Genomic DNA, 23,486 nt, shown 5'->3' on the forward strand with positions numbered 1-23,486 from the left:
GATTGAGCCGCTGATTTATTATTAAATTATTTCTTAGAAATCTTATAGAGTTTTCCGCTGTCCGTAATTGCATACAAATTACCGTCACTTCCGTTCAGCACATCCCGGAAGCGCTCTTTTTCATCTGACAACAGCCTTTCTTCGCCGACTACTTTATTATCTTTCATCACAATCCTGTTGATATGTTCTCCGCTGAGACATCCGATCATCAGGTTTCCTTTCCACTCATCAATATTTCCTGTGTAAAAAGTAACGCCGCTTGGTGAGATTACCGGATCCCAATAATAGACAGGCTGCTCGGTTCCTGCTTTTTGGGTCGTTCCGTTATTTATTTTTTCTCCGGAATATTCAATTCCGTAGGTAACATCGCCCCATCCGTAATTTTTCCCGGCTTTAATTAAATTAATTTCATCTCCGCCTCTCGGTCCCATTTCAACATCCCAGAGATTCCCATTGGGATCAATGGCCATTCCCTGAGGATTTCGGATTCCATATGCATAAATTTCGGGTTTAAATCCTGCTTTACCGATAAATGGATTTCCGGGAGCAGGCTTTCCTTCTTTTGTGATTTTTAATATTTTACCTAAATAATTATTTGTTCGCTGTGCGTACACTCTTGTCTGCTTATCCGACCGTTCTCCCGTGCTCACAAATAAATTTCCGTCTTTATCGAAAGCCAGTCTGCTTCCGTAATGCTTATCTCCATCATATGTAGGAGTTGCCCGAAATATCACCTGAACATCAGAAATATTTTTGAGATCAGCAGAAAGCTTTCCTTTGCCAACGGCAGTATGATTTCCTTTGTCATAAGGTTCTGAAAAGCTGAAGTAAATGATATTATTGTTGGAAAAATCAGGATCTAGCGCAACATCAAGCATACCGCCCTGCCCTTTCGAATCAACTTTCGGGAATCCATCAATTTTTGAGATTTGTTTTCCGTCAGTGGAAACGAGATTCATATATCCTCTTTTGTCCGTAATCAGAAGTCTTCCGTCCGGAAGGTTAATAATTCCCCAGGGCTTCCCTAAATCTTTACTCAAAACTTCAATCTTGTAAGGTGTCGAAGTTTTTACTGCTTTAATTCTCGTCTGTCCGGTAAAGGCAGGTTTATATTCCGGAGAATTTGGTGCTTTTGTTTCAACACTTCCATCGCTTCCCGTCTGCTGAGCATTAACCTTGCCTTCTTTACATGATGCCAGAATAAGAAACAGACTGACCGCTGAAATATAAAATTTATTGGTTTTCATATGATTAAGATAGATTATTTTGCTGAAGAATGGAAAAATAATGCCACAAAAATTTGTCAGTTTAGATTTTTATTCTACATTTGTAGAAACAATTCCAAATTTGTAGAATATGAAAGAAATAAAACTGACCGATTCTGAAAAAGATCTTATGGAAATACTTTGGGAAAAAGAAAAGGTTTTCATGAAAGATATTTTAGAATCTTATCCGGACCCTAAACCTGCCACAACAACAATCGCGACTCTCCTGAAAAGAATGCAGAATAAAGATTTTGTGGGGTATACATTGTATGGAAATTCTCGCGAATATTATCCGAAAGTCGCAAAGGGAGAATATTTTAAGGAAGAAATGTCTTCCATGATTGACCGTTTTTTTAATAATTCCGTGACGCAATTTGCCTCTTTTTTCACATCTAATGCTAAACTTTCACAAGAACAATTGAAAGAACTCAGAGAAATTATTGACAAGCAAATTGATGAAAAATGATAATTATTTTAAAAATAATTTTAGGGTCTTGTATGCTTCTGGCCGTATATTATCTGTTGTTACAGAAGGAAAAAATGTATCGGTTCAACAGATTTTACCTAATGTTTTCTATTCTGTTTTCTTATACTGTTCCATTTATTTCTATCCAATCGGAAAACTTAAAACCGAGTAACCGAATTCAAACGACCTTTGAGACAACACAACAGGCTTTAGACATTACTCCGGGCCAGGAAAATTTTAACTTAATTAACTGGATCTGGATTATTTACGGAACTGTTACGCTGATTTTTTTAATAAGGATGATCAAGTCATTTATAGCAATTAAAAAGATGAAGGGCAGGAGGGTAAAATATCAGAACCAAAACATATTGATTACTAAAGAATGTACTTCACCTTTTAGCTTTTGGAATACTATTTATTTAGGACAAAATTATCTTAGGGATAATAAAATAGATCCCCGGATTTTTTTGCATGAAAAAAGTCACCTCGAACAGAAGCACAGCGTTGATGTTATAATTATCGAAATCCTGAAAGCCTTTACCTGGTTCAATCCTTCGATATTTTTTTACCGGAAAGCCATTATTACCAATCATGAATTTCTGGCAGATGAAGCCGTATTGAAGAAAAATTTTAACGTTAAAGATTATCAGCACCTTATTCTCGACGAAATTATTTCAACTGAAAACCATAACCTTATCCATACATTCAATTTTACTAACACCAAAAAACGATTTATTATGATGAACACCAAAAAGTCTAAATTGACGAATCTTAAAAAAGTAATCTGCATCCCTGCTTTAATGATTACTTTCGGATTATTTGTACAAAAAACATACGCCAATCCCATTGAAAAAATGGTTAAAGAAACACAAAAAAGGATTTCTGAACCTGTAAAAAATGTAATTTCTGAAAGCGAATCTACTCTGAACAATACTGAAAATGAGTTTTCGGATCATCAAAGTGAAACACAGGAAGGACTTATCACAAGCAGAAATGAAGACAGGGTCATTCAGGATACCATCCGGCCTAAAGAAAGTGAAAATACTGTAAACAAAAATAAAACAGACCAGAACGCAATAAATCAAACAGATACGCCATTGACTCAAAATGAAGCGACATCACTTCCACAATATCCGGGAGGAATTAACGAAATGCGGAACAAAATGTTAAAGGTATTCGACGCAGCTAAACTTGATCCCGCCAAAAACAACGAAGTATACAAAACGGAATTAAGCTATATCATTGCAGAAGACGGAAGTATAACGGATATAAAAGCTATGGGAAATAACGAAGCTTTCAATATGGAAACAATTGTTTCATTTAAAAAAGCCAACGAAAATATTACCTGGAAACCAGCCAAAAAAGATGGGAAACCATCACCTTACAAGATGAGAATTCCGTTGACGATGTCCTTTGAAAATTAATATAAGCTTCCACAAGTTAATCAGCACTCAACTGAGTGCTGTTTTTGTTTGAAGGATATAACAAGGAGCAATTAAATGTGGCAGCAAATACATTCAATGTCAAATATATCTTTCGTATTTTTGTTAGATAAGATCACAATTTTCTATGCAATTCAAACTTCAATCAGAATATAAACCTACCGGCGACCAGCCACAAGCTATTGAAAAGCTTACCGAGGGCGTTAAAATCGGTGAGAAATACCAAACGCTTCTGGGAGTTACCGGATCTGGGAAAACTTTTACGGTAGCGAACGTCGTTCAGAATGTTCAGAAACCAACACTGGTTCTGGCGCATAATAAAACACTCGCGGCACAGCTTTTTATGGAATTCAAGGAATTTTTTCCTGAAAACGCCGTTGAATATTTCGTCAGTTATTACGATTATTATCAGCCGGAAGCTTACATTGCTACCACCGGAACCTATATCGAAAAAGACCTCAGCATCAATGAGGAAGTTGAAAAATTAAGGCTTTCTGCTACAGCAAGTTTATTATCCGGAAGAAGAGATGTTTTAATTGTCGCTTCAGTATCCTGTATTTACGGTATCGGAAATCCTACAGAATTTCACAAGTCACTTATTTCCATTGCGATTGGAGAAAAGGTAACGCGAACCGCACTGCTTCATTCTTTAGTTAATGCTTTATATTCCAGAACATTAAATGAGTTCCAAAGGGGTACGTTCCGGGTGAAAGGAGATGTTATTGATGTCTTTCCTGCGTATGCTGATAATGCTGTGAGAATTCAGTTTTTCGGAGATGAAATTGAAAAAATCCAGAGTTTTGACCCCGTTTCGGGTAATGTAACTTCCAGTTTTGAACAGATTCAAATCTATCCGGCCAATCTTTTCGTAACTTCAAAAGAAACGCTGAACGGCGCCATCCGCAATATTCAGGATGATCTGGTAAAGCAGGTTGACTTTTTCAATATGATAGAAAAACCACTGGAAGCTAAAAGATTACAGGAAAGAACAGAGCTCGATCTTGAAATGATTAAGGAGCTTGGTTATTGTTCGGGAATTGAGAACTATTCCCGATATCTTGATGGAAGATTACCCGGTACAAGACCTTTCTGTCTTCTTGATTATTTCCCGAAAGATTATTTAATGGTAATTGATGAGAGCCACGTTACGGTTCCTCAGGTTCATGCCATGTACGGAGGTGACCGCAGCAGAAAGGAAGCTTTGGTGGATTACGGTTTCAGACTTCCTGCCGCAATGGATAACAGACCTTTAAAGTTTGAAGAATTTGAAGCCATTCAGAATCAGGTTATCTATGTTTCCGCTACACCTGCAGATTATGAGTTGGAAAAAACCGGAGGTGCTTATATTGAGCAGATCATTCGTCCGACCGGTCTTTTGGATCCCATCATTGAAATACGGCCTACGATCAATCAGATTGATGATTTAATGGAGGAAATTCAGAAAAGGGCCGATGTGGACGAAAGAGTTTTGGTAACGACTCTGACTAAAAAAATGGCGGAAGAATTAACCAAATATTTTACAAAATTCGGAATCAGAACAAGATATATTCACTCTGATGTTGAAACCCTTGAGCGTATTCAGATCATGCAGGACCTGAGAGTTGGGCTCTTTGATGTTCTTATTGGAGTTAATCTATTAAGAGAAGGGCTTGATTTACCGGAAGTTTCTTTAGTAGCCATTCTGGATGCCGATAAGGAAGGGATGTTGAGAAGCCGCCGGTCGATGATCCAGACGGTAGGACGTGCCGCAAGGAACCTTAATGGCAGAGCCATTATGTATGCCGATAAGATTACAAAATCTATGCAGGCTACGCTTGATGAAACAGAGTATCGTAGAGCCAAGCAAATGGAATACAATAAAGCACACGGAAAAGTTCCTGTTGCCCTAAATAAGAAAATATCTGAAAGTTTAGTCGGAAGAACCAAAGATTTTCCGGACGAAAAATACACCCAGAAAGAAATTCTTCAGAAAGTTGCAGAGGCAAAAGCAAACTATACCAACGAAGATATCGAAAAGGTGATCGCACAAAAGCAGAAAGAAATGGAATCTGCTGCGAAAAACCTTGATTTCATTAAGGCTGCAAAATTAAGGGATGAGATTGCCGCGTTGAAAGGATAAATTTTTCGGCGGCAGCTTCGCTGCCGCCGAAAATTCAAAAAGACAAACCTAAATAACTATAATCAAATGAAAAAAGTAACAGGAATCGGCGGGATATTCTTCAAATGCAAAGATCCGAAGGCTTTGAAGGAATGGTATAAAACCCATCTGGGAATTGATGTAAACGAATATGGTGCTACATTCGACTGGAAAGGCATGACAGATTTGAACTCGAAAGGCTCACTGACATGGAGCCCTACGCCTGAAACAACAAATTATTTTGAACCTTCAGTAAAAGAGTTTATGATCAACTACACGGTTGATCATCTGGAAGCTTTGGTTGAAGAACTCAAAAAAGAAAATGTTGAAATTTTAGATGAAATAGCAGTGTACGATTTTGGAAAGTTCATACATATTCTTGATCCTGAAGAAAATAAGATTGAACTTTGGGAGCCAATGTAATTAGAATTAAAAATTTTCGGCGGCACCTTTGGTGCCGCCGAATCTTATTTTAAAACTTATAGGTTTTATTCTTATATTTTTCGTAGTTTCCTGTTGCCCCTCGAATTGGGGAAAGCAAATCCATTAAACCATTCAGTTTTATTTCATAAATGGTAGACAGCTGCATTCCTAATTTTCCTTTTGGCATTCCTGTCCGCTGAAACCATTCAAGATAACTTACCGGCAAATCTGCCAATATTGTTCCCTGATACTTTCCGAAAGGCATTTTCACCTCACAAATTTCTTTTAATATCTCAGGGTTTATTCCGTTTTCCATGCTATACAATTAAATTAATTTTTTCTTCCAGCTCATCATCTTTATCCGGAAGCTTAAGGTCCGGCGTATCATCATCCGAAAATTCATTTCTATATACCTGAATCAGGAGCAATGTTAACGATATGAGAATAGGCCCGAAAACAAGTCCCATAAAACCGAAAAGATTCATACCCATGATGATTCCGAAAACGGTATTCAAAGGATGGATATCTTCTAATTTTTTGAGAAGGGTAAAACGTAAAACATTATCCGTTAATCCAACAACAATCATACAATACGCAGCCAGTCCCAGTCCTGCTCCTGTATCTCCTTCTGCGATCATGTAGATACAGATCGGCACATAGATAATCGCTGCTCCCACTACAGGAATCATAGAGGCCGCAGCCGTTAACGCAAACAGCAGCACGGGACTTGGCGCTCCGAAGATAAAATATCCTACAAGAGCAACAATTCCCTGACCAAGAGCAACCACAGGAATTCCGATCGCATTTGCCATTATAAGCTTCCTCATTTTCTCGCCTATTAAAGATACATTCGATCTTTTCAGCGGTGCGGAAGATGATAATATCCTTTCGAAGAATCTTGGTTTTTCAAGCATAAAATAAAGAATAAAATACATTGACATCACAACCGTTAATGTATTAAATGTTCCGCTTAGTGCTTTTGTCGAGAATTGTCCGACATTATTCTTAAGCTTATCCATATTTTCTTTGCTTAAAATATCAAAGCCTACTTTTGAATAGATATAGGTGTGAATTTTTTCAAGGAAAATATTAAACTTATCCATATAAGCCTGAGCATTGCCAAGCTTTTCAATTAAAAGGTCCCCGATAAAATAGACCGGCAGGATGAGAACAATAAGACTTGCAAACATTAACGTGAGTGAGGAAGCCCAGGGTTTCCATTTTTTTTCTTCCTGAAGGTAAAAGTTGTATTTCCTGCAGACCACATAAATGGTGATTGCCCCTAAAACCGCCGGGATGAAAAGTGCGAGATTAAAGCAGATCAGCCCCGCCAGAACGATGATTATGGCAAGCAGTGAGACCTGTTTTATTTTTACGCTGCTTATTTGTTCTTCTTTATTCATTATTTATTCAGCATTATTTGTCTTGGTTTTCCCAGGTAAGCGCAGTATGCAGAATACATTACTGCCAGGATAAATGGAGCCGTCACAATAATTCCTATACAGCACAATACCAATCCGGCAGCACTGATGAGAAGCCCCAAAAGTGATGTACCTAAAAATGTACCATAATTATTTTTCGCAATACTATATGTCTTATTAAGCGCATCCATAGCCGTAGCATTTTCAAATAAAAGGATAGGATAACCCAATAAGAAAAGAGGAAAAACAAAAAAGAAAGGAAGCCCGCATAATGCTATGGAAATTCCTAAAATAATATTTGTAATTAAACTGTAAAGAAGAATATTCCCAAGGTTTTGTCTATAGCCGATGAAAAGATCCGAGAAATCAATATGAATCTTCGTGTTATACTTATTAGCAATATAGATGAGTCCTACATAAAGTGGAGACAGCAAAATATTCGTAATACCAGAAAACGAATAGTAGAAAGGAGCTCCCGGCCGGTTCCAGTATTCGTATTTAGAAAAATCACCGTCATCAAATTCATTGAAACTGCTAAAATCTCTGAAGCCGCCCCAGGAATTATATCCTGTTACCGACTGTACAATTACATCGGCAATTATACAGATAATCATCGCTACAATTGCATAAAGAAAAATTCCTTTGTACATCTCAAAAGCATGAGAAATAATTGAGCCCGTATTTCTTTCCGGAACAGAGCCCTGCTGTTCAAATTCACTGAATTCTGACATGGTGTTATATTTTAATGTTGTTTCTACCAAATTTAATTTTTTTTGGCAGAAAATGCATTAAAAACTATTTTAAATTAATTTTTCTCCGAAAAAATAACTTTATAAAGCGAGTAGATCATCGCATTCCAGAAAGGAAATGTAAATAAACCGCCAATGAAAAATGCCATAAAACCGACATATTTAAAAATAAAAGCCACTACCATGCAGACTAATATTTCTATGAAAAATACTTTCATCGCCTTAAAATGCAGAGCAATAGATTCAAAAATACTTTTATTCATAAAAAACATCATCGGAGCCACAAACAAAGTGATGCCCACCCAGACAAACCCAAGAATGATCGTCTGAAAGCTATACGCAAAAATAAAATACCAGAAAATATAGTACCCGATATATTTAAAAAAATTAGTCCCATTGTAACCCACGAAAAGATCACCCAGATTAGCCTGCTCACCAAGGTCCATTTTCCTGTAAATCTGGAAAAAACCTAGGTTTAACGGATATAGAAATATATGTGTTCCTACCATCCATAAAGAAAAACTCTGAAAATTCTCCGTCGACAAAAGCTTCTGCAACTGTTCTGTATATACCTGAACACCATCCTTCGCATACTTTGCAGTTTCCATATAACCATTTAAGATATCATACTTTGCATCGCAGAAAAAGAACACCGTCATCAGAATTCCGAAATACATGATTGAAAACATCAGCTGGAAAACCAATGTTTTATTCCAATAAAAAAACGCCTGCTTCAGTATAAAATCAAGACCCGGTTTCTGAGGATATTTATTTTCCATTTAAAAAATTTTGTGCAAAAGTAAACATCAATAATTACTTTTGCGGAATGTTTTCAGTGAATCATCAAAAATTTATGGAAATGGACGAACTTTCACTCAACAAAGTTCCCTATTTTTTTATTGTCGATTTCCTTGCACAGAATGTTGAAACATTCAAACAAGATGAAATTGAAAAATCAGGCTTATTAATTGATTTTCAAAACTTTTCAAACGTTAAAGAGCAACAAGCTTTGTCTAAAAATACAGAATGGAAATCATTTCCCGAAACCTTAGAGAGTTTTAAAATCGGTTTTGATAAAGTTCAGAAAAATATTCGCTTCGGAAACTCTTATCTGGTAAATTATACCCGAAAAACCAAAATTGAAACCAATTTGACTGTTGAAGAAATTTTTCATCATTCTTCTGCCAAATACAAAGTTTTTTATAAAGATTTTTTCGTATTTTTTTCTCCTGAAACTTTCATAAAGATAATCAATGGAAAAATATTCACTTATCCTATGAAAGGCACCATTGACGCTTCGGTTGAAAATGCCGCTGAGGTGCTGAGAAATGATATTAAAGAAAAAGCGGAACATTACACCGTGGTTGATCTTCTCCGAAATGATCTGAGTATGGTTGCAGATGATGTGAAGGTAGACAAGTTTCAGTATATTGATTTCATTAAAACCCAGCAAAAAGATTTGTACGCCATGAGCTCGGAAATTTCAGGAATCCTGAAACCGGAATTTGACGGAAAGCTTGGCAGCATTATGAAGAAGTTGCTTCCTGCAGGTTCTATTTTAGGAGCTCCCAAACCAAAAACACTGGAGATCATCCTTGATGCCGAAGGCTATGACAGAGGTTATTATACAGGAGTCTGCGGTTGGTTCGACGGTAAAAACCTCGACAGCTGCGTGATGATCCGTTTTATTGAAAAAGAGGGTGATGCGCTGTATTTCAAAAGTGGTGGTGGAATTACCCACATGAGCCGGCTGGAAGACGAGTATCAGGAAATGAAAAATAAAATTTATGTACCAATTCATTGAAAGTATAAAGATTGAAGATCAGGAAATCTTCTTATTGGAGTTACATCAGAAACGTGTAGATGCCACTTTTGCCCACTTCGGAAAAGAGGGCACTGTTGATCTTGCCAAAATCTATAAGCATCTTGAACATGACGAGGATGGCCTGTTTAAGCTCAGGATCGTTTATGATCTTGATAAAAAAATCAGGACCCAAATGATTCCTTATGCAATTCCGGAAATTGAAAGCTTTCAGCTGGTGGAAAATAACAGCTTTGACTATTCTTTCAAATTTGAAGATCGAAAGGAACTTGAAAAAATGAAGATGAAGGCTAAAGCTGAAGAAATCATCATCGTTAAAAACAATCATATTACCGATACATCTTACTCCAATCTTCTTTTCCTAAAGGGAAAAACCTGGTTTACACCTACTTCTTATCTTTTGAACGGAGTGCAAAGACAGAACCTCCTAAGAAAAAAGGAGATAAAAGAAATGGAAATTACGCTTCAGAATATCAAAGAATTTTCTCATTTCCAGATCATTAATGCTCTGAATGATTTTGATGAAAATTTCATCTATCCTATCGACAGGATTATTAATTTACCCGGAAATGAAGAATATGCAGATCTTTAATTCTCTTTAAGAGCATTAAAATAGGCCTTCTGGATATCTGCATTGTTTTTGCCATATGTATTAACTTCCAGTATTTTAGGCTGACTGTCAGGTTTGAAGAAATTTTCAAGAACGCGGTCTAATGTAATATCGTCATCCACCCTGGTATAGGAAAATCCAAAATGTTTTGCCAGAAACTCTGCATTTTTGTGATGTTTGGTCGCAATAAACTCATCAAGTGTGTTCGGATTGGCATTTCCCGGACCCGGAATAATTTTAAAAATATTTCCTTCTCCATTATTAAAAATCATAATTCTTACAAATGGCGGAATATACTGATTCCAAAGGCCGTTGGTATCATAAAAGAAACTCAGGTCTCCTGTAATAAGCAAAGTAGGATTTGAATTTTTTATGGCAAAGCCCATCGCTGTGGAGGTCGATCCGTCGATTCCGCTTGTACCTCTGTTGCAGTAGATTTTCCTTTTACCGTAATCAAACAGCTGTGCATATCTTATTGCCGAACTGTTACTGAAGTGTACATTGTAATTTTCCGGAATCGTCTGCGATGTTTTATAGAAAAAATAAAAATCGGAAAAATCTACCGTACTCAGAAACTTTTCATGCTTTGCATCTTTTTTGTCCCTGAGAACATCCCAAAGGTTAAAATATGGACTCGGCTCCAGGTTGATAAACTTCAGCAATTTGGAGAAAAAAACCTCCGGTTTTACCTGTACTTTTTCCGTCAAAGCAAAATAAGTGTCAGGCTGCCATACTTCATCCAGGTGCCAGTGCTGCTTCGGATGTGCCTTCCTCAGAAACTGTTTTACCTTTTTAGAAACAACATTCTGCCCTACTGTAATCAGTAAATCAGGTGCATAGGTTTTAAAATCTTCTTCGGTAAAATTAAAAACATACCGGTCGATATGCCTGAAGAATTTTTCATGATGAAGATTAGTATTTGCCTCGCTAAGCACAACCACAGAATGGTTTTTCACCAGCTGCGTCAGTTGATTTTCCAGCTCAGGACTGTAATCTCTTGTTCCTACCAGAATCATGATTCTTTGGGAAGTGTTCCATTCCGCCACTAATGTAGAAGGAATTTCATATTCTTTCTGTCTGATTGTTTTCTCAACCGTAGGAAAGGTCGGAAGCTCTGAAACCAGCTCATACAGAGGCTCTTCCAGAGGAATATTGATATGAACCGGCCCCTGCTTTTCAATGCACAATTCAATAGCTTTCTTTATCGTGTCAAAATTGAGGTCTTCTGCATTTTCCTTCCCGTCTTCCAACAGCTGGAAATCTCCGTAAGAATGCTGATGAAAAAGATTATTCTGCCGTATCGTCTGTCCGTCAAAAATATCAACATAATCCATTGGCCTGTCAGCTGTTAATACCAAAATCGGAATATTGGAATAAAAAGCTTCCGTAATAGCCGGATAGTAATTGGCCGCCGCAGAACCGCTGGTACAGGTAATTGCAACCGGCCTTTTTTCACTCATCGCCATGCCAAGACCTACAAAAGCGGCACTTCTTTCGTCAACAATGCTGTAACAGTTAAAACTGTCTGTTTCCGAAAAGTGAATGGCCAAAGGGGCGTTTCTGGATCCCGGGGAAATAATGATATCTGAAATTCCGTACTGCTGAAGAAGATGCGCCAATATCTGAATACTTCTTTTGGAAGAATATTTTTTCATAGGACAAATTTAATTTATAAATAATTAACTATAAAATGATTTTCATTTAAAATCTGTAATTTAGCCATTCGTTAAATTTCTAAAAATGGACAAAATACCTAGTGTAGACCTGCGTGATTTCCTTTCGGGTGACCCGGAACGCAAACAGAAATTTGTAAATGAAATCGGAAAAGCTTATGAAGAAATTGGTTTTGTTGCCTTAAAAGGCCATTTTCTTGATGACAAACTAGTAGATGAATTGTATGAAGAGGTAAAAAACTTTTTTGAATTGCCAACGGAAACGAAACAAAAGTATGAGATTCCGGGAATTGGCGGACAAAGAGGCTATGTAGGATTCGGTAAAGAAACTGCAAAAGGCTTCAAAAAAGGCGATCTGAAAGAGTTTTGGCATTTCGGACAATATGTTTCCGAAGATTCCAAATACAAAGCAGAGTATCCTGATAATGTAATCGTAGAAGAGCTTCCAAAGTTCAACGAAGTCGGTAAGGAAGCATACCAAATGCTGGAAAAAACAGGAAAGTATGTGCTCCGAGCTTTAGCCTTGTATCTCGGATTGGACGAATTTTATTTTGATGATAAAATTGCAGAAGGAAATTCTATCCTAAGACCCATCCATTATCCTCCGATTACACAAGAGCCGGATGATGCAGTGAGAGCTGCCGCACACGGAGACATTAACCTCATTACATTATTGATGGGATCTCAGGGAAAAGGGCTTCAGGTTCAGAATCACAAAGGTGAATGGATTGATGCTATTGCAGAGCCGGATGAACTGATGATTAATGTAGGAGACATGCTTTCCAGACATACCAATAATAAACTGAAGTCTACCATACACCGAGTGGTGAACCCGCCGAGAGAATTGTGGGGAACTTCAAGATATTCAATCCCTTTCTTTATGCATCCGGTAAGTTCCATGGCACTGAATGCACTGGAAAACTGCATTGATGAAAATCATCCGAAACTGTATGAAGATACAACAGCAGGAGAATTTCTTCATGAACGATTGATAGAATTGGGACTAATCAAAAAATAATTAACAACCGGGCAATTTGTCCGGTTTTTTTATTCTAAAATTTTAAAATAAAACAAATTTATATTAACATAAAAATAATATACCACAAATGTTTGACATATTCATTTTTTAATTATCTTTACAGAAGTATCAAATTTTTAACTAAAACAATATGAAAAATTTAAAAAAACTAAGCAAAGGCCAATTAAAAAGTATTACAGGAGCTGGAATTAAACTTCCTGAGCCGGAATTTTGTATGTATGCATGTGGTAATGTTATTATCTGTGCAACATGCAGTAAAGATTTCAAATGTCCTGATGATACGATGTAATTCAATCAGAAACATTTTTTCATAAAAGAAGCCGTTCCTTTTGGGAGCGGTTTTTTTATTTAATCAAATAGTTTTAATTGCTGATCTTTCGAGCCGGTAAAATTTTTTGTAGTAAGTTTCGGAAATTCCTTTCCCTCAAAAAATTTCTTTCTTCCGATCTTGAATGTATTGTGAATCATTTCCGCAATGTTGCCTTCCCCTTTCTGGCGGTCAAAAAACTTTTTCTCGCCCAACTTTCCTCCGCGCATAGAACGGATTAAGTTCAAAACCTTTTGTGCACGGTCCGGAAAAGCACCTTCTATCCAGTTTACAAAAACAGGTTCTACTGTATCATTCAGCCGTACCAAAGTGTACCCGAAACTTTGTGCACCGGCATCTGAAATTGCTTTTAAAATACTCAAAGGCTCATCGCTGTTCAGGCCTGGAATAATGGGTGCTACCATTATATTAACCGGAATCTTATTTTCCGAAAGGATTTCTATTGCTTTTAATTTGTTTTTTGCAGAGCTTGTCCGCGGCTCCATTTTTCTTCTCAGTTCCTCATTAATGGTTGGAATACTTAAGGAAACACTGACAATATTCTGTTCAGCCATTGGTCTTAAAATATCCAGGTCTCTGAGGACCAAGGCATTTTTTGTAAGAATATTTACCGGATGTCTGTAATCAAGGCAAACCTGAAGAAGTTTTCTTGTAATCTCAAACTGCCGTTCTGCTGGCTGATAACAATCGGTATTTCCGGAAAGCAGAATCGGTTCAGGCTGATATCCTCTTTTCTGAAAAAAATTTTCCAACAGTTCCGGAGCATTTTTCTTTACCATAATTTTCCTCTCAAAATCAATTCCGGCGCTATATCCCCAATATTCATGGGTAGGTCTTGCAAAGCAATAAGAGCAGCCATGTTCACAACCCTGGTAAGGATTCATAGAGTACTCCATTGGCAGGTCTTCACTTTTCACCTGATTTACAATGGTTTTCGGAAACACTTCGGTAAAAGATGTTTTTACCGTTTCATAATCTTCATCTTCCGGCTCATAGGTGTATCTGTCGAAACGATTGGTTACATTTCGCTGAGCCCCCTGTCCTTTTATGATATTTTCATTCTGCATGATATGGTAAAATTAGAATAGAAGTTTAATAAAATAATAAGTTTTAACATTAAAGTTTTCCACAAAAATATCCGGCACCTTAATGGAGCCGGATTGCAATAATTGGATATATCTTGTTTTATTATTTTAATGCATAAAATTCAATACCATGATAATCTTCCTCAAGGTATCTTTTATCAAAATGCCGATGATAATCTGAGTAGGAATCACTGTATTTTTTATCTTTTCTATGTAATATTTTTTTAATTCCGATGATACTTAATACTGCCAGAAGACCGACTCCTCCTGCCAGTAAAACGCCAACTTCCTTTTTCATATTTCGTCTGATTTATTATTGTCTTTATTGCAAAAAGCATACCCAATACTAAAATTTAAATATAATTTTTTGTTAACAAAAGAGCTGATATATAAATATCGTTTTTAAACAATTGGTTTAATTATTGCATTTTAGAAAGAAAATATTATTATGGAAGGTACAGGAAATATTGACAAAATGACCACACTGAGTCAGGTGATGACAAGACTCACGCAAAGAGGTATCCACAGAGAATTCAGAATGAATGAAGACTGTGAAATGAAACTGGAAAATTCTGAGAAAATATATCAGCCTAACGAGCTTACTATTATAAAAACTTATCGCTTCGAAGGCCCAAGTAGTCCTGATGACAATGCCGTTTTGTATTTGGTAAAAGATACTGAAGGAAATATCGGAATGATCATCGATTCTTATGGTGCCGGCAGCAATTATCCTAAGGAATTTGATAATTTCCTCCGCGAAGTTCCTATTCTTGAGAGTGACGAATTTGATTTTGATTAATATAAAAAGGCCCGAAACTAATTAGCTTCGGGCTTTTCTTTTTTCTTGAATACTCCTTTTAGAAAACCTTTCTTTTCCGGTTCTTTTTCTTTCTGTTCCTGTTTTTGCGGATCTTTTTTTACAGCCTGCCCAATTTCTTTGGCAGATGTTTCCATTTCCTTTATATCTGACTTTACATTTTTCACTGTAGAAACAGCTTTTTCTGTCGTTTTTTTGGCTTTATCAATATTGATTCCGATCAGAGTTTTCTTTAAACCCTGCTCAATCCCTTTCCAGAAAAGGTTGAAAAACGATTTGGTAGGATCTCTTTCCACATCTTCCACATCTACGTCTTCCGGAAGCTTCCCGGAATCCGATTTCACCAGCAGGTTGGCAACAGCCGTAAGAAAGCCTTTTTTCTCGTTGTTTTCTTTATCAAGGATCGTTACTTTCAGATCTTTATGTTTAAGATTGAATTTTCCGCTTAATCCTTTAGGATTTCCTCTGAAATTAAAAAGCATCTCCTGAATGGTTCCGGTAGCCGTTACGTGAAGATAAGGTCGGATAAACGGATTAATTCCCGTAGCCGGAAGATTAGTCGTTCTCCCCGAAATAGCAAAATGGTCACCCTGGTCTGCCACATCAAAATTCCATTTTACCGAAAGCGGCGCCAGATTCATAAAAGAACAGTTGATTTTAATATCAACCCTTGTTGGATTTCCCTTGATTTTGGCAGAGTTTAAATTTTTAACATTCATATTAAAATTACCGAATGTAAGCTTTCCCGGGCCTGCGCTTTCCGGAGTATCTTCTTCATAGACCAATTTTGAATCTTTAAGGTTAAGATTATTGACAACCATTGGAATTTTAATCGACCTCAGCATTCTTGAATACAAAGGTTTTTCTTTCGGATCATCTTCAGGAATTTTACTCCTGAAAATATTGGCATCCGCATTACGGATTGTAAGGTTGGAGGCACGTATTAATTTCTGATCAGAAAACAAATCCCAGGTTCCATTTGCTGTAATCTGGTTTGCCGTGATATCATACAAATCACTTTCCACAGGAATCATTCTGATAAACTGCGCTCTCGAAACAAGAGGTTTCATTGCAAATGCCGTTACGTTTATCGTATTTTGGTCCAGCTTTAAAAACCCCGCCGTCATATTGTAGAATTTCGTCTTATAACCGAATTTTTTAGTTGAGACAACATATTTACTTATTTTGGCTTCAATTCCCGAATTATCCTTTTTATTAATGAACTGAATATCATTTACAGTTGCATTAAGATCCTGAAAACTGAGCGGCTGGTTATTTTTAGAGTAAATAATATCAGAATTCTGCAGTACTACTTTTCTGATTATTATGGGAAACTGGATCCCGTTAAAATCCTGCTTTTTGCGATTAACTGTTTTATCAGTCCCTGCAATAATTTTTCCTTTGACGCTACTTACAAGAATATCGTTGATGTCAAGATTCATTTTTTTATCTGCAAAATCCCATTTATTAATATTAAAGCGGATATAATCTGATGCAAGATTCATTGACGTTTTATCCGGAGCATTTCCATTAGGAACGACAGAAATATTCCTTAATTCTCCTTTTTTAGGATTCAGGCTGATGCTTCCGATTGTAAAGTCCTGGTGATTGGAAAATAAGACATCTCTGCCCGAAACCTGAAAGTTCTTATACCCCACAGGAATAAGCTCTTCTCTGGTTTCTTTGTCAAATTTAAGTTGGCTGACATCAATATTAAAGTTTTTTGCATATAAGAGCTTATGCCCATTTGGCTTCATTACCTGAATGGTTGCATTGCTCATTTTTATATTTTCGAGATTCAGCTCGAAATCAGAAGGCTTTTTTACTTTTACAGGAACAGCATCTGTAGTGTACACCAAAAAATCAGGCTGATAAAAGCGGGCATTGGCCAATGAAACTTTATTCTTTCTCAGCAGCAGATCTTTGAATTCCATTTTTTTAATGGCAAACTGAAACAGCTTATTTTTTTTAGGATAATATTTTTTAAACTGTTCAAAATTCAATACAGGAACAAGCTGAAAATTATTAACCGTCATTTGCCCGTCAGAGGTCTTAATAGAGTCAATCTTCAGAGCATACACATCATCGGGACGAACAAAAAAGTTCTTTCCTTTAATATCGTAGGTATCAAAAACAACAGGAAGCCGGTCTTCCACCGATTTTTCCGTAAGCTGGAGATTTTCCACATAAAGATCAAGATCCTCAACCGAAAGAAACTTCTGCTTCGTATATTTGAAAATACTGATATTCCCTTTTCTGATCCTGATATTTTCAAAGTTGACAGGATTTCTTTTTTTTCCGGTTTTATCATCAACCGGTTTTGCCAGAATAATATTCAGATTAGGTTTTGCCAACAAAAGATCAGATGAACTGATCTGCTTATTGAAAAGGGCATCATAAATTCCGAAACGACTTATTTTAAGCGTATCAATAGTTCCCTGAAGACCTATCACATTAACGTTTTGAGGATTTTTGCTGTTAACTGAAATATTTGAGGCCAGAATATTTCCTGACATCAGATCAACTTCCAGACTCTTGTAAGATACCTTGTAGTCGGTATTATTTTTAATGTAATTGGGAAGTTGGGTCTTAAGCCATATATTGAGTCCGAAGTTCGCCAATAAAATGATCACCAACAAAACTCCCAGGCCAACCAATAGCTTTTTTACCCACTTTTTCATGATTACATATTTTGCTTTATTAAAGATCAGCTCCTGACAGTGAGCTCAATAAAATACCCTTCATGCCCTCTTATATTGATAAACTCGCCTCCATCAAAGCCCAGGTACTGTCCTTTTATACCCGTAAGCTTCCCGGTAAACTCCGGCCTTTTATCAAGGGTAAAGGATGTTACTTTTTCAGGCTTTTCAAAAGGATAGTCAAACTTCCAAAGCGTTTCGCCTTCACTGTAAAATTTCTGGAAATCATCAGGAAAATATTCTTTTATCTTCTGCTGGAAATCTGCCAGATCAATATCATCTTCCAGGTCATCCTGGAGCATTTTTTTCCAGCTGGTTTTATCAGGAACATGCTGTTTGAGAGCAACTTCAATCATCCCTGCTTCATACCGGTTTTCGGTTCTCGCGATAGGCAGTGCAAAAGTCGCGCCCTGATCGATCCATCTTGTAGGAATCTGCGTATTTCTGGTAACGCCCACTTTTACTTCTCCTGTGTAAGCCAGGTAAACCGTATGAGGCTGAAGCTGAATTCCCTTTTCTACCTCCAAATCCCGTTCCGCAATTCCCAGATGTGCCGTAGAAAGCTCTGGACGAATGATGGTATCACTTGCAAAAGGGCTTTCAAAAAAACAGTTTTTGCAGAATCCCATTCTATAGACAGGTTTATCCTGCTGACAGTTCACACATTGGAAACCCGTATGTTTTATCGTAAGTTCTTTCCCGAAAAGCTCATTCATGTGAATAAGATCACCCGAAAGATTTAGATAATATTGAATGGGTTCGTCATTGAAGCTCGTCATTTTTAAAATTTGTCCCTGAAACTGCATATTGTGTATATTACTTTTTAAAGTAAAAGTAATGATTATATTTTCAAAAAATAAATTTATATTTTTGCTCTAATAAAAAGTCACAAATGGTCTATCTCATAACGGGCGGAAGCGGATTCATTGGTTCTCATCTGGTAGAACAATTATTAAAAAAGGGACATTCTGTCATAAATATTGACAATTTTGATGATTTCTACAATTATCAGATAAAAATTAAAAATACTTTAGACTCTGTACAGAATTTTTCGGATTTTGAATTTTTAGAAAAACAGGAAGATATTGCGAAGCTGATCTCCATGACAAAGTCAGACCGATATTCTTTGTATTATCAGGATATCCGTGATAAAACAGGTCTTGAAAAAATCTTCCGGGAACATTCCATAGATATGGTAATTCATCTTGCAGCTCTTGCGGGGGTACGTCCCTCCATCGAAAGACCTTTGGAATATGAAGAAGTGAATATCCGCGGAACAATGAACCTTTGGGAATTGTGCAAAGAATTTAACATTAAGAAGGTTATTGCCGCTTCTTCATCAAGCGTTTATGGAAATAATGAAAAGATCCCTTTCTCCGAAACCGATAATGTAGACAAACCTATTTCTCCGTACGCAGCGACTAAAAAATGTGGCGAAATTTTAGGCCATGTGTATCATGATCTCTATAAAATCGACATGATCCAACTGCGTTTTTTTACGGTGTACGGCCCCAGACAAAGACCCGATCTTGCCATCCATAAATTCACAAAATTAATTTTAGAAGATCAGGAAATCCCTTTCTACGGCGACGGTACCACCGCAAGAGATTATACTTTTATTGATGATATCATCGATGGAATATTAAAATCAATTGATTATCTGGAAACACATTCCGGCATTTATGAGATCCTCAATCTTGGAGAGAGTGAAGTGATAACGCTTAATGAAATGCTGTCAACTATAGAAGTTACTTTAGGAAAATCTGCCATCCGGAAAAATCTGCCAATGCAGCCTGGAGATGTCCTAAAAACCAACGCAGATATTACAAAAGCCATGACATTAATCGGCTATAAACCTGACACAAACTTCCAAAATGGCATAAAAATATTTGTGGAATGGTTTTTGAGAAAATGACAGCAAACAGGCTGACATCACACCTAAACGCAGGTCTATGATGCACCATGAACAAAAATTAATAAAAAGAATTGAAAATCAGGTGTAAAAAAGCATATAATATAAGCTATTTTTATACTTTTGCAAAAAATTAGAAAATTATGTACTGGACATTAGAATTAGCTTCATATTTAAGTGACGCACCTTGGCCAATGACAAAAGCAGAGCTTATTGATTATGCAATCAGAACTGGTGCACCTATGGAAGTAGTGGAAAACCTTCAGGCAATCGAAGATGAAGGAGAGATTTACGAATCTATTGAAGAAGTTTGGAGTGATTATCCTACGGATGAAGACTTCCTTTGGAACGAAGACGAATATTAATTAAAAGCAATCAGGCTTTAGGCATCGCTTAGAGCTTTTTTGCCCTTTTTTATATATCATTTTTTACACGAAAAGCGTGTTATTAAAAACGCTTAAAGCATACGCTTTAGGCATAAAGCAAAAAATTTATGAGTTTTTTAAACAAAGTTCTTAAAGGGTTTTTGGGAGACAAAAAAGCGCAGGACCTAAAAGAAGTAAAAAAAGTTGTAACAAAAATCAAAGCTGTTGAGCCTAATATTCAACAGTTGTCTGACGATGGCCTGAGAGAGAAAACTGCTGAGTTTAAAGAGAGCATTACATCTGCAACCGGCAAAATCACCGCTCAGATAGAACAGATACAAGAGCAGATAAAAAATTCGAAAAACGTTGATGAAAAAGAGGCGCTTTTTTCAAAAATTGAGGCTCTAAAAAAGGAATCATACGACATTGAAGAGAAAGTTCTCGGCCAGATTCTTCCGGAAGCTTTTGCCTTGGTAAAAGAAACTGCAAGAAGATGGGCACAAAACGGAGAAATTCGTGTAACAGCAACCGACTGGGACAGACAGCTGGCTGCAGCAGGTAAAGACTTCCTTGAAATCCAGGGAGATCAAGCCGTTTGGAAAAACTCATGGAATGCTGCAGGGACACCCGTAAACTGGGATATGGTACATTACGATGTACAATTCATCGGTGGGGTTATTCTTCACAGCGGTAAAATTGCCGAAATGGCAACCGGAGAGGGTAAAACATTGGTAGGAACACTTCCTATTTTCTTAAATGCACTTCCGGGAAGAGGCGTTCATGTAGTAACAGTAAACGACTATCTTGCCAAAAGAGACTCGGCGTGGATGGGACCATTGTACCAATTCCACGGAATGTCGATCGACTGTATCGACAATCACCAGCCGAACTCAGACGGAAGAAGAAAAGCATACAATTCAGATATTACCTACGGAACCAATAACGAATTCGGGTTCGATTACCTGAGAGACAACATGGTAACTTCCCCTTCTGAACTGGTACAAAGAGAACTGAATTTTGCGATCGTAGATGAGGTAGACTCCGTATTGGTAGATGATGCAAGAACACCGTTAATTATTTCCGGTCCGGTTCCACAGGGAGACAGACAGGAATTTGATGTGCTGAAACCATCAATCGACAGAATTGTTGAAGTTCAGAAAAAAACCGTTTCTGCTATTTTTAATGAAGCTAAAAAATTAATCGCGGCAGGAAACACCAAAGAAGGAGGTTTCAAATTGCTTCAGGCATACAGAGGTCTTCCTAAAAACCGCCAGTTAATTAAATTTTTATCGGAAAGCGGAAACCGTGCATTGCTTCAGAAAGTGGAAGCTCAGTATATGCAGGACAACAACCGCGATATGCCGATCGTAGATAAAGATCTTTATTTCGTTATTGAAGAAAAGAACAATCAGGTTGATCTTACCGACAAAGGTGTTGAATACATGTCACAGGGTAACTCAGATCCTAATTTCTTCGTTCTTCCTGATATCGGAACTGAAATTGCAGAACTGGAAGCTAAAAATCTTTCGAAAGAAGAAGAATTTGAGGCTAAAGAAAAACTTTTCTCCGAATTTGCTGAAAAGTCTGAAAGAGTTCACACCATGAGCCAGTTGCTTAAAGCTTATACCTTATTTGAAAAAGATGATGAGTATGTGGTGATTGACGGTGAAGTAAAAATTGTTGATGAGCAAACAGGCCGTATCATGGAAGGAAGACGTTATTCAGACGGTCTTCATCAGGCAATTGAAGCGAAAGAAAGTGTAAAAATCGAAGCAGCTACCCAAACTTTTGCGACCATTACGCTTCAGAATTACTTCCGTATGTACAATAAACTTGCGGGGATGACAGGTACAGCAGAAACGGAAGCTGGTGAGCTTTGGGAAATCTATAAATTAGACGTTGTAGTAATTCCTACCAACCGTCCGATTTTAAGAAATGACAAACAGGATTTGGTATATAAAACCAACCGAGAAAAATACAATGCCGTAATTGAAGAAATTGAAAAACTGACTGCCGCAGGAAGACCTGTGTTGGTGGGTACAACTTCGGTTGAGATTTCTCAGTTATTATCTAAGGCACTTCAGTTGAGAAAAATTCCGCATCAGGTTCTTAATGCGAAACTTCACAAAAAAGAAGCGGAAATCGTTGCCGGAGCAGGACAGCCGGGCGTGGTAACTATTGCAACCAACATGGCGGGTCGTGGTACCGATATTAAGCTTACTAAAGAAGTAAAAGAAGCCGGAGGTTTGGCAATCATCGGTACGGAAAGACACGATTCCAGACGTGTAGACAGACAGCTGAGAGGTAGAGCGGGGCGTCAGGGAGATCCGGGAAGTTCACAGTTCTATGTATCTCTTGAAGATAACCTAATGCGTCTTTTCGGTTCTGAAAGAATTGCTAAAATGATGGATAGAATGGGTCATAAGGAGGGTGAAGTGATTCAGCATTCCATGATCTCAAAATCTATTGAAAGAGCTCAGAAAAAGGTAGAGGAAAACAACTTCGGAACAAGAAAAAGGCTTCTTGAATATGATGACGTAATGAATAAGCAACGTGACGTGATCTATAAAAGAAGAAAGAATGCTTTGTTCGGAGACCATTTGAAATATGACATCACAAATATGATTTTTGATGTCGCCAATTCAATCGTAGCCAAAGGAAAAGCAGGAAGCTATAAAGATTTCGAATACGAAATCATTAAAACATTCACGATGGAATCTCCTGTTTCTGAAAATGATTTCAAGAGCAAAACCATTCAGGATCTTACAAATATTCTGTTCAAGGCTGCTCAGGAAGATTATCAGATGAAGCTGAATTTATTGAAAGAAAAATCTTTCCCGATTATTGAGAATGTATATCAGAATCAGGGATCGATGTTTAAAATGATCCAGGTTCCTTTCACAGACGGTCATAAAACAATGACGATCGTTACCGATCTGAAAGAAGCTTATGAGACGCAGTGTGATAGCTTAATCAACGATTTTGAAAAGAATATTACTCTATCAATCATCGATGAAAACTGGAAACTTCATCTTCGCGAAATGGACGATTTAAGAAGATCTTCGCAAGGTGCTGTTTATGAGCAGAAAGATCCGCTGGTTATCTACAAACAGGAATCTTTCCACTTATTCAGTGAAATGATTGACAAATTGAACAAAGAAATTATTTCATTCTTATACAAAGGAGAAATTCCGGCATAAGAATAGTAATTTTAAAATATATAAAAGCCGCTT

General features: G+C 37.1%; 22 protein-coding genes. 12 read left to right on the top strand and 10 right to left on the bottom strand.

Annotated elements, in window-relative coordinates; genetic code table 11:
- Positions 1-26 precede the first annotated feature (26 nt).
- Positions 27-1,247: a PQQ-dependent sugar dehydrogenase gene (locus tag HHL20_RS12695; RefSeq protein WP_169231552.1), complete on the bottom strand. Its 1,221-nt coding sequence runs from the start codon at positions 1,245-1,247 to the stop codon at positions 27-29.
- 109 nt (positions 1,248-1,356) lie between these two features.
- Here HHL20_RS12695 and HHL20_RS12700 point away from each other — a divergent pair, with 109 nt between their 5' ends.
- From HHL20_RS12700 to HHL20_RS12715, 4 genes are all read left to right on the top strand, one after another.
- Positions 1,357-1,731, top strand: a complete 375-nt coding sequence (locus HHL20_RS12700) for a BlaI/MecI/CopY family transcriptional regulator (RefSeq protein ID WP_169231553.1) — start codon at positions 1,357-1,359, stop codon at positions 1,729-1,731.
- Positions 1,728-3,155, top strand: a complete 1,428-nt coding sequence (locus HHL20_RS12705; RefSeq protein WP_169231554.1) for a M56 family metallopeptidase — start codon at positions 1,728-1,730, stop codon at positions 3,153-3,155. Before HHL20_RS12700 ends, HHL20_RS12705 begins: the two co-directional genes overlap by 4 nt.
- Before the next feature lie 145 nt (positions 3,156-3,300).
- Positions 3,301-5,292 (top strand): excinuclease ABC subunit UvrB, encoded by a 1,992-nt coding sequence (gene uvrB / locus HHL20_RS12710; RefSeq protein WP_169231555.1) that lies wholly within the window; start codon positions 3,301-3,303, stop codon positions 5,290-5,292.
- A gap of 66 nt (positions 5,293-5,358) precedes the next feature.
- Positions 5,359-5,733, top strand: coding sequence for a VOC family protein (locus tag HHL20_RS12715; RefSeq protein WP_169231556.1), 375 nt, complete (start codon positions 5,359-5,361; stop codon positions 5,731-5,733).
- Positions 5,734-5,782: 49 nt separating this feature from the next.
- Here the strand turns inward: HHL20_RS12715 and HHL20_RS12720 are convergent, their stop codons facing one another.
- From HHL20_RS12720 to HHL20_RS12735, 4 genes are all read right to left on the bottom strand, one after another.
- Positions 5,783-6,037, bottom strand: a complete 255-nt coding sequence (locus tag HHL20_RS12720) for a DUF3820 family protein (protein WP_169231972.1) — start codon at positions 6,035-6,037, stop codon at positions 5,783-5,785.
- Between the two features lie 13 nt (positions 6,038-6,050).
- Positions 6,051-7,136 (bottom strand): AI-2E family transporter, encoded by a 1,086-nt coding sequence (locus tag HHL20_RS12725; RefSeq protein ID WP_169231557.1) that lies wholly within the window; start codon positions 7,134-7,136, stop codon positions 6,051-6,053.
- Positions 7,136-7,885 carry a beta-carotene 15,15'-monooxygenase gene (locus tag HHL20_RS12730; protein WP_169231558.1) on the bottom strand — a complete coding sequence of 250 codons (750 nt, stop codon included), beginning with the start codon at positions 7,883-7,885 and terminating at the stop codon, positions 7,136-7,138. Before HHL20_RS12730 ends, HHL20_RS12725 begins: the two co-directional genes overlap by 1 nt.
- Before the next feature lie 74 nt (positions 7,886-7,959).
- The gene (locus tag HHL20_RS12735; protein ID WP_169231559.1) at positions 7,960-8,682 is read right to left on the bottom strand and encodes a hypothetical protein; all 723 of its coding nucleotides are present in this window, start codon (positions 8,680-8,682) and stop codon (positions 7,960-7,962) included.
- A gap of 47 nt (positions 8,683-8,729) precedes the next feature.
- Here HHL20_RS12735 and HHL20_RS12740 point away from each other — a divergent pair, with 47 nt between their 5' ends.
- Together HHL20_RS12740 and HHL20_RS12745 are read left to right on the top strand one after the other, a co-directional pair.
- Positions 8,730-9,707, top strand: a complete 978-nt coding sequence (locus HHL20_RS12740) for an aminodeoxychorismate synthase component I (protein ID WP_169231560.1) — start codon at positions 8,730-8,732, stop codon at positions 9,705-9,707.
- The gene (locus HHL20_RS12745) at positions 9,691-10,317 is read left to right on the top strand and encodes an aminotransferase class IV (protein WP_169231561.1); all 627 of its coding nucleotides are present in this window, start codon (positions 9,691-9,693) and stop codon (positions 10,315-10,317) included. The genes HHL20_RS12740 and HHL20_RS12745 overlap by 17 nt, the downstream gene beginning before the upstream one ends.
- On the opposite strand, the gene menD is transcribed toward HHL20_RS12745, so the two are convergent.
- Entirely contained in the window at positions 10,314-11,990 is a 1,677-nt protein-coding gene (menD, locus tag HHL20_RS12750; protein ID WP_169231562.1) for a 2-succinyl-5-enolpyruvyl-6-hydroxy-3-cyclohexene-1-carboxylic-acid synthase, read from the bottom strand. The genes HHL20_RS12745 and menD overlap by 4 nt on opposite strands.
- Before the next feature lie 85 nt (positions 11,991-12,075).
- Between menD and HHL20_RS12755 the strand changes: the two genes are divergently transcribed.
- Both HHL20_RS12755 and HHL20_RS12760 read left to right on the top strand, forming a co-directional pair.
- Positions 12,076-13,026, top strand: coding sequence for an isopenicillin N synthase family dioxygenase (locus tag HHL20_RS12755; RefSeq protein WP_169231563.1), 951 nt, complete (start codon positions 12,076-12,078; stop codon positions 13,024-13,026).
- 151 nt (positions 13,027-13,177) lie between these two features.
- A complete protein-coding gene (locus tag HHL20_RS12760) occupies positions 13,178-13,336 on the top strand; it encodes a bacteriocin-like protein (RefSeq protein WP_169231564.1) in 159 nt (52 codons plus the stop codon).
- Positions 13,337-13,395: 59 nt separating this feature from the next.
- Here the strand turns inward: HHL20_RS12760 and HHL20_RS12765 are convergent, their stop codons facing one another.
- Both HHL20_RS12765 and HHL20_RS12770 read right to left on the bottom strand, forming a co-directional pair.
- On the bottom strand, positions 13,396-14,442 hold the full coding sequence (locus tag HHL20_RS12765; protein WP_169231565.1) for a PA0069 family radical SAM protein: 1,047 nt from the start codon (positions 14,440-14,442) through the stop codon (positions 13,396-13,398).
- Between the two features lie 121 nt (positions 14,443-14,563).
- Complete coding sequence (locus HHL20_RS12770; RefSeq protein WP_169231566.1) at positions 14,564-14,758, bottom strand: hypothetical protein; 195 nt, start codon at positions 14,756-14,758, stop codon at positions 14,564-14,566.
- 150 nt (positions 14,759-14,908) lie between these two features.
- Between HHL20_RS12770 and HHL20_RS12775 the strand changes: the two genes are divergently transcribed.
- A complete protein-coding gene (locus tag HHL20_RS12775; protein ID WP_169231567.1) occupies positions 14,909-15,259 on the top strand; it encodes a hypothetical protein in 351 nt (116 codons plus the stop codon).
- A 17-nt stretch (positions 15,260-15,276) separates the two neighbouring features.
- Here the strand turns inward: HHL20_RS12775 and HHL20_RS12780 are convergent, their stop codons facing one another.
- Together HHL20_RS12780 and HHL20_RS12785 are read right to left on the bottom strand one after the other, a co-directional pair.
- Positions 15,277-17,958: a hypothetical protein gene (locus HHL20_RS12780; protein WP_169231568.1), complete on the bottom strand. Its 2,682-nt coding sequence runs from the start codon at positions 17,956-17,958 to the stop codon at positions 15,277-15,279.
- 26 nt (positions 17,959-17,984) lie between these two features.
- A complete protein-coding gene (locus HHL20_RS12785; RefSeq protein ID WP_169231569.1) occupies positions 17,985-18,782 on the bottom strand; it encodes a DUF2797 domain-containing protein in 798 nt (265 codons plus the stop codon).
- Between the two features lie 86 nt (positions 18,783-18,868).
- Here HHL20_RS12785 and HHL20_RS12790 point away from each other — a divergent pair, with 86 nt between their 5' ends.
- The 3 genes from HHL20_RS12790 (at position 18,869) to secA (ending at position 23,453) form a co-directional block, all read left to right on the top strand.
- On the top strand, positions 18,869-19,891 hold the full coding sequence (locus HHL20_RS12790) for a GDP-mannose 4,6-dehydratase (RefSeq protein WP_169231570.1): 1,023 nt from the start codon (positions 18,869-18,871) through the stop codon (positions 19,889-19,891).
- A gap of 140 nt (positions 19,892-20,031) precedes the next feature.
- Positions 20,032-20,253, top strand: coding sequence for a DUF2795 domain-containing protein (locus HHL20_RS12795; protein WP_002662059.1), 222 nt, complete (start codon positions 20,032-20,034; stop codon positions 20,251-20,253).
- 128 nt (positions 20,254-20,381) lie between these two features.
- Positions 20,382-23,453, top strand: a complete 3,072-nt coding sequence (gene secA / locus HHL20_RS12800; RefSeq protein WP_169231571.1) for a preprotein translocase subunit SecA — start codon at positions 20,382-20,384, stop codon at positions 23,451-23,453.
- The last annotated feature ends 33 nt before the right edge of the window (positions 23,454-23,486 follow it).

Origin of the sequence: Chryseobacterium cheonjiense (assembly GCF_012927265.1) — a bacterium.
Classification (GTDB): Bacteria; Bacteroidota; Bacteroidia; order Flavobacteriales; family Weeksellaceae; genus Chryseobacterium; species Chryseobacterium cheonjiense.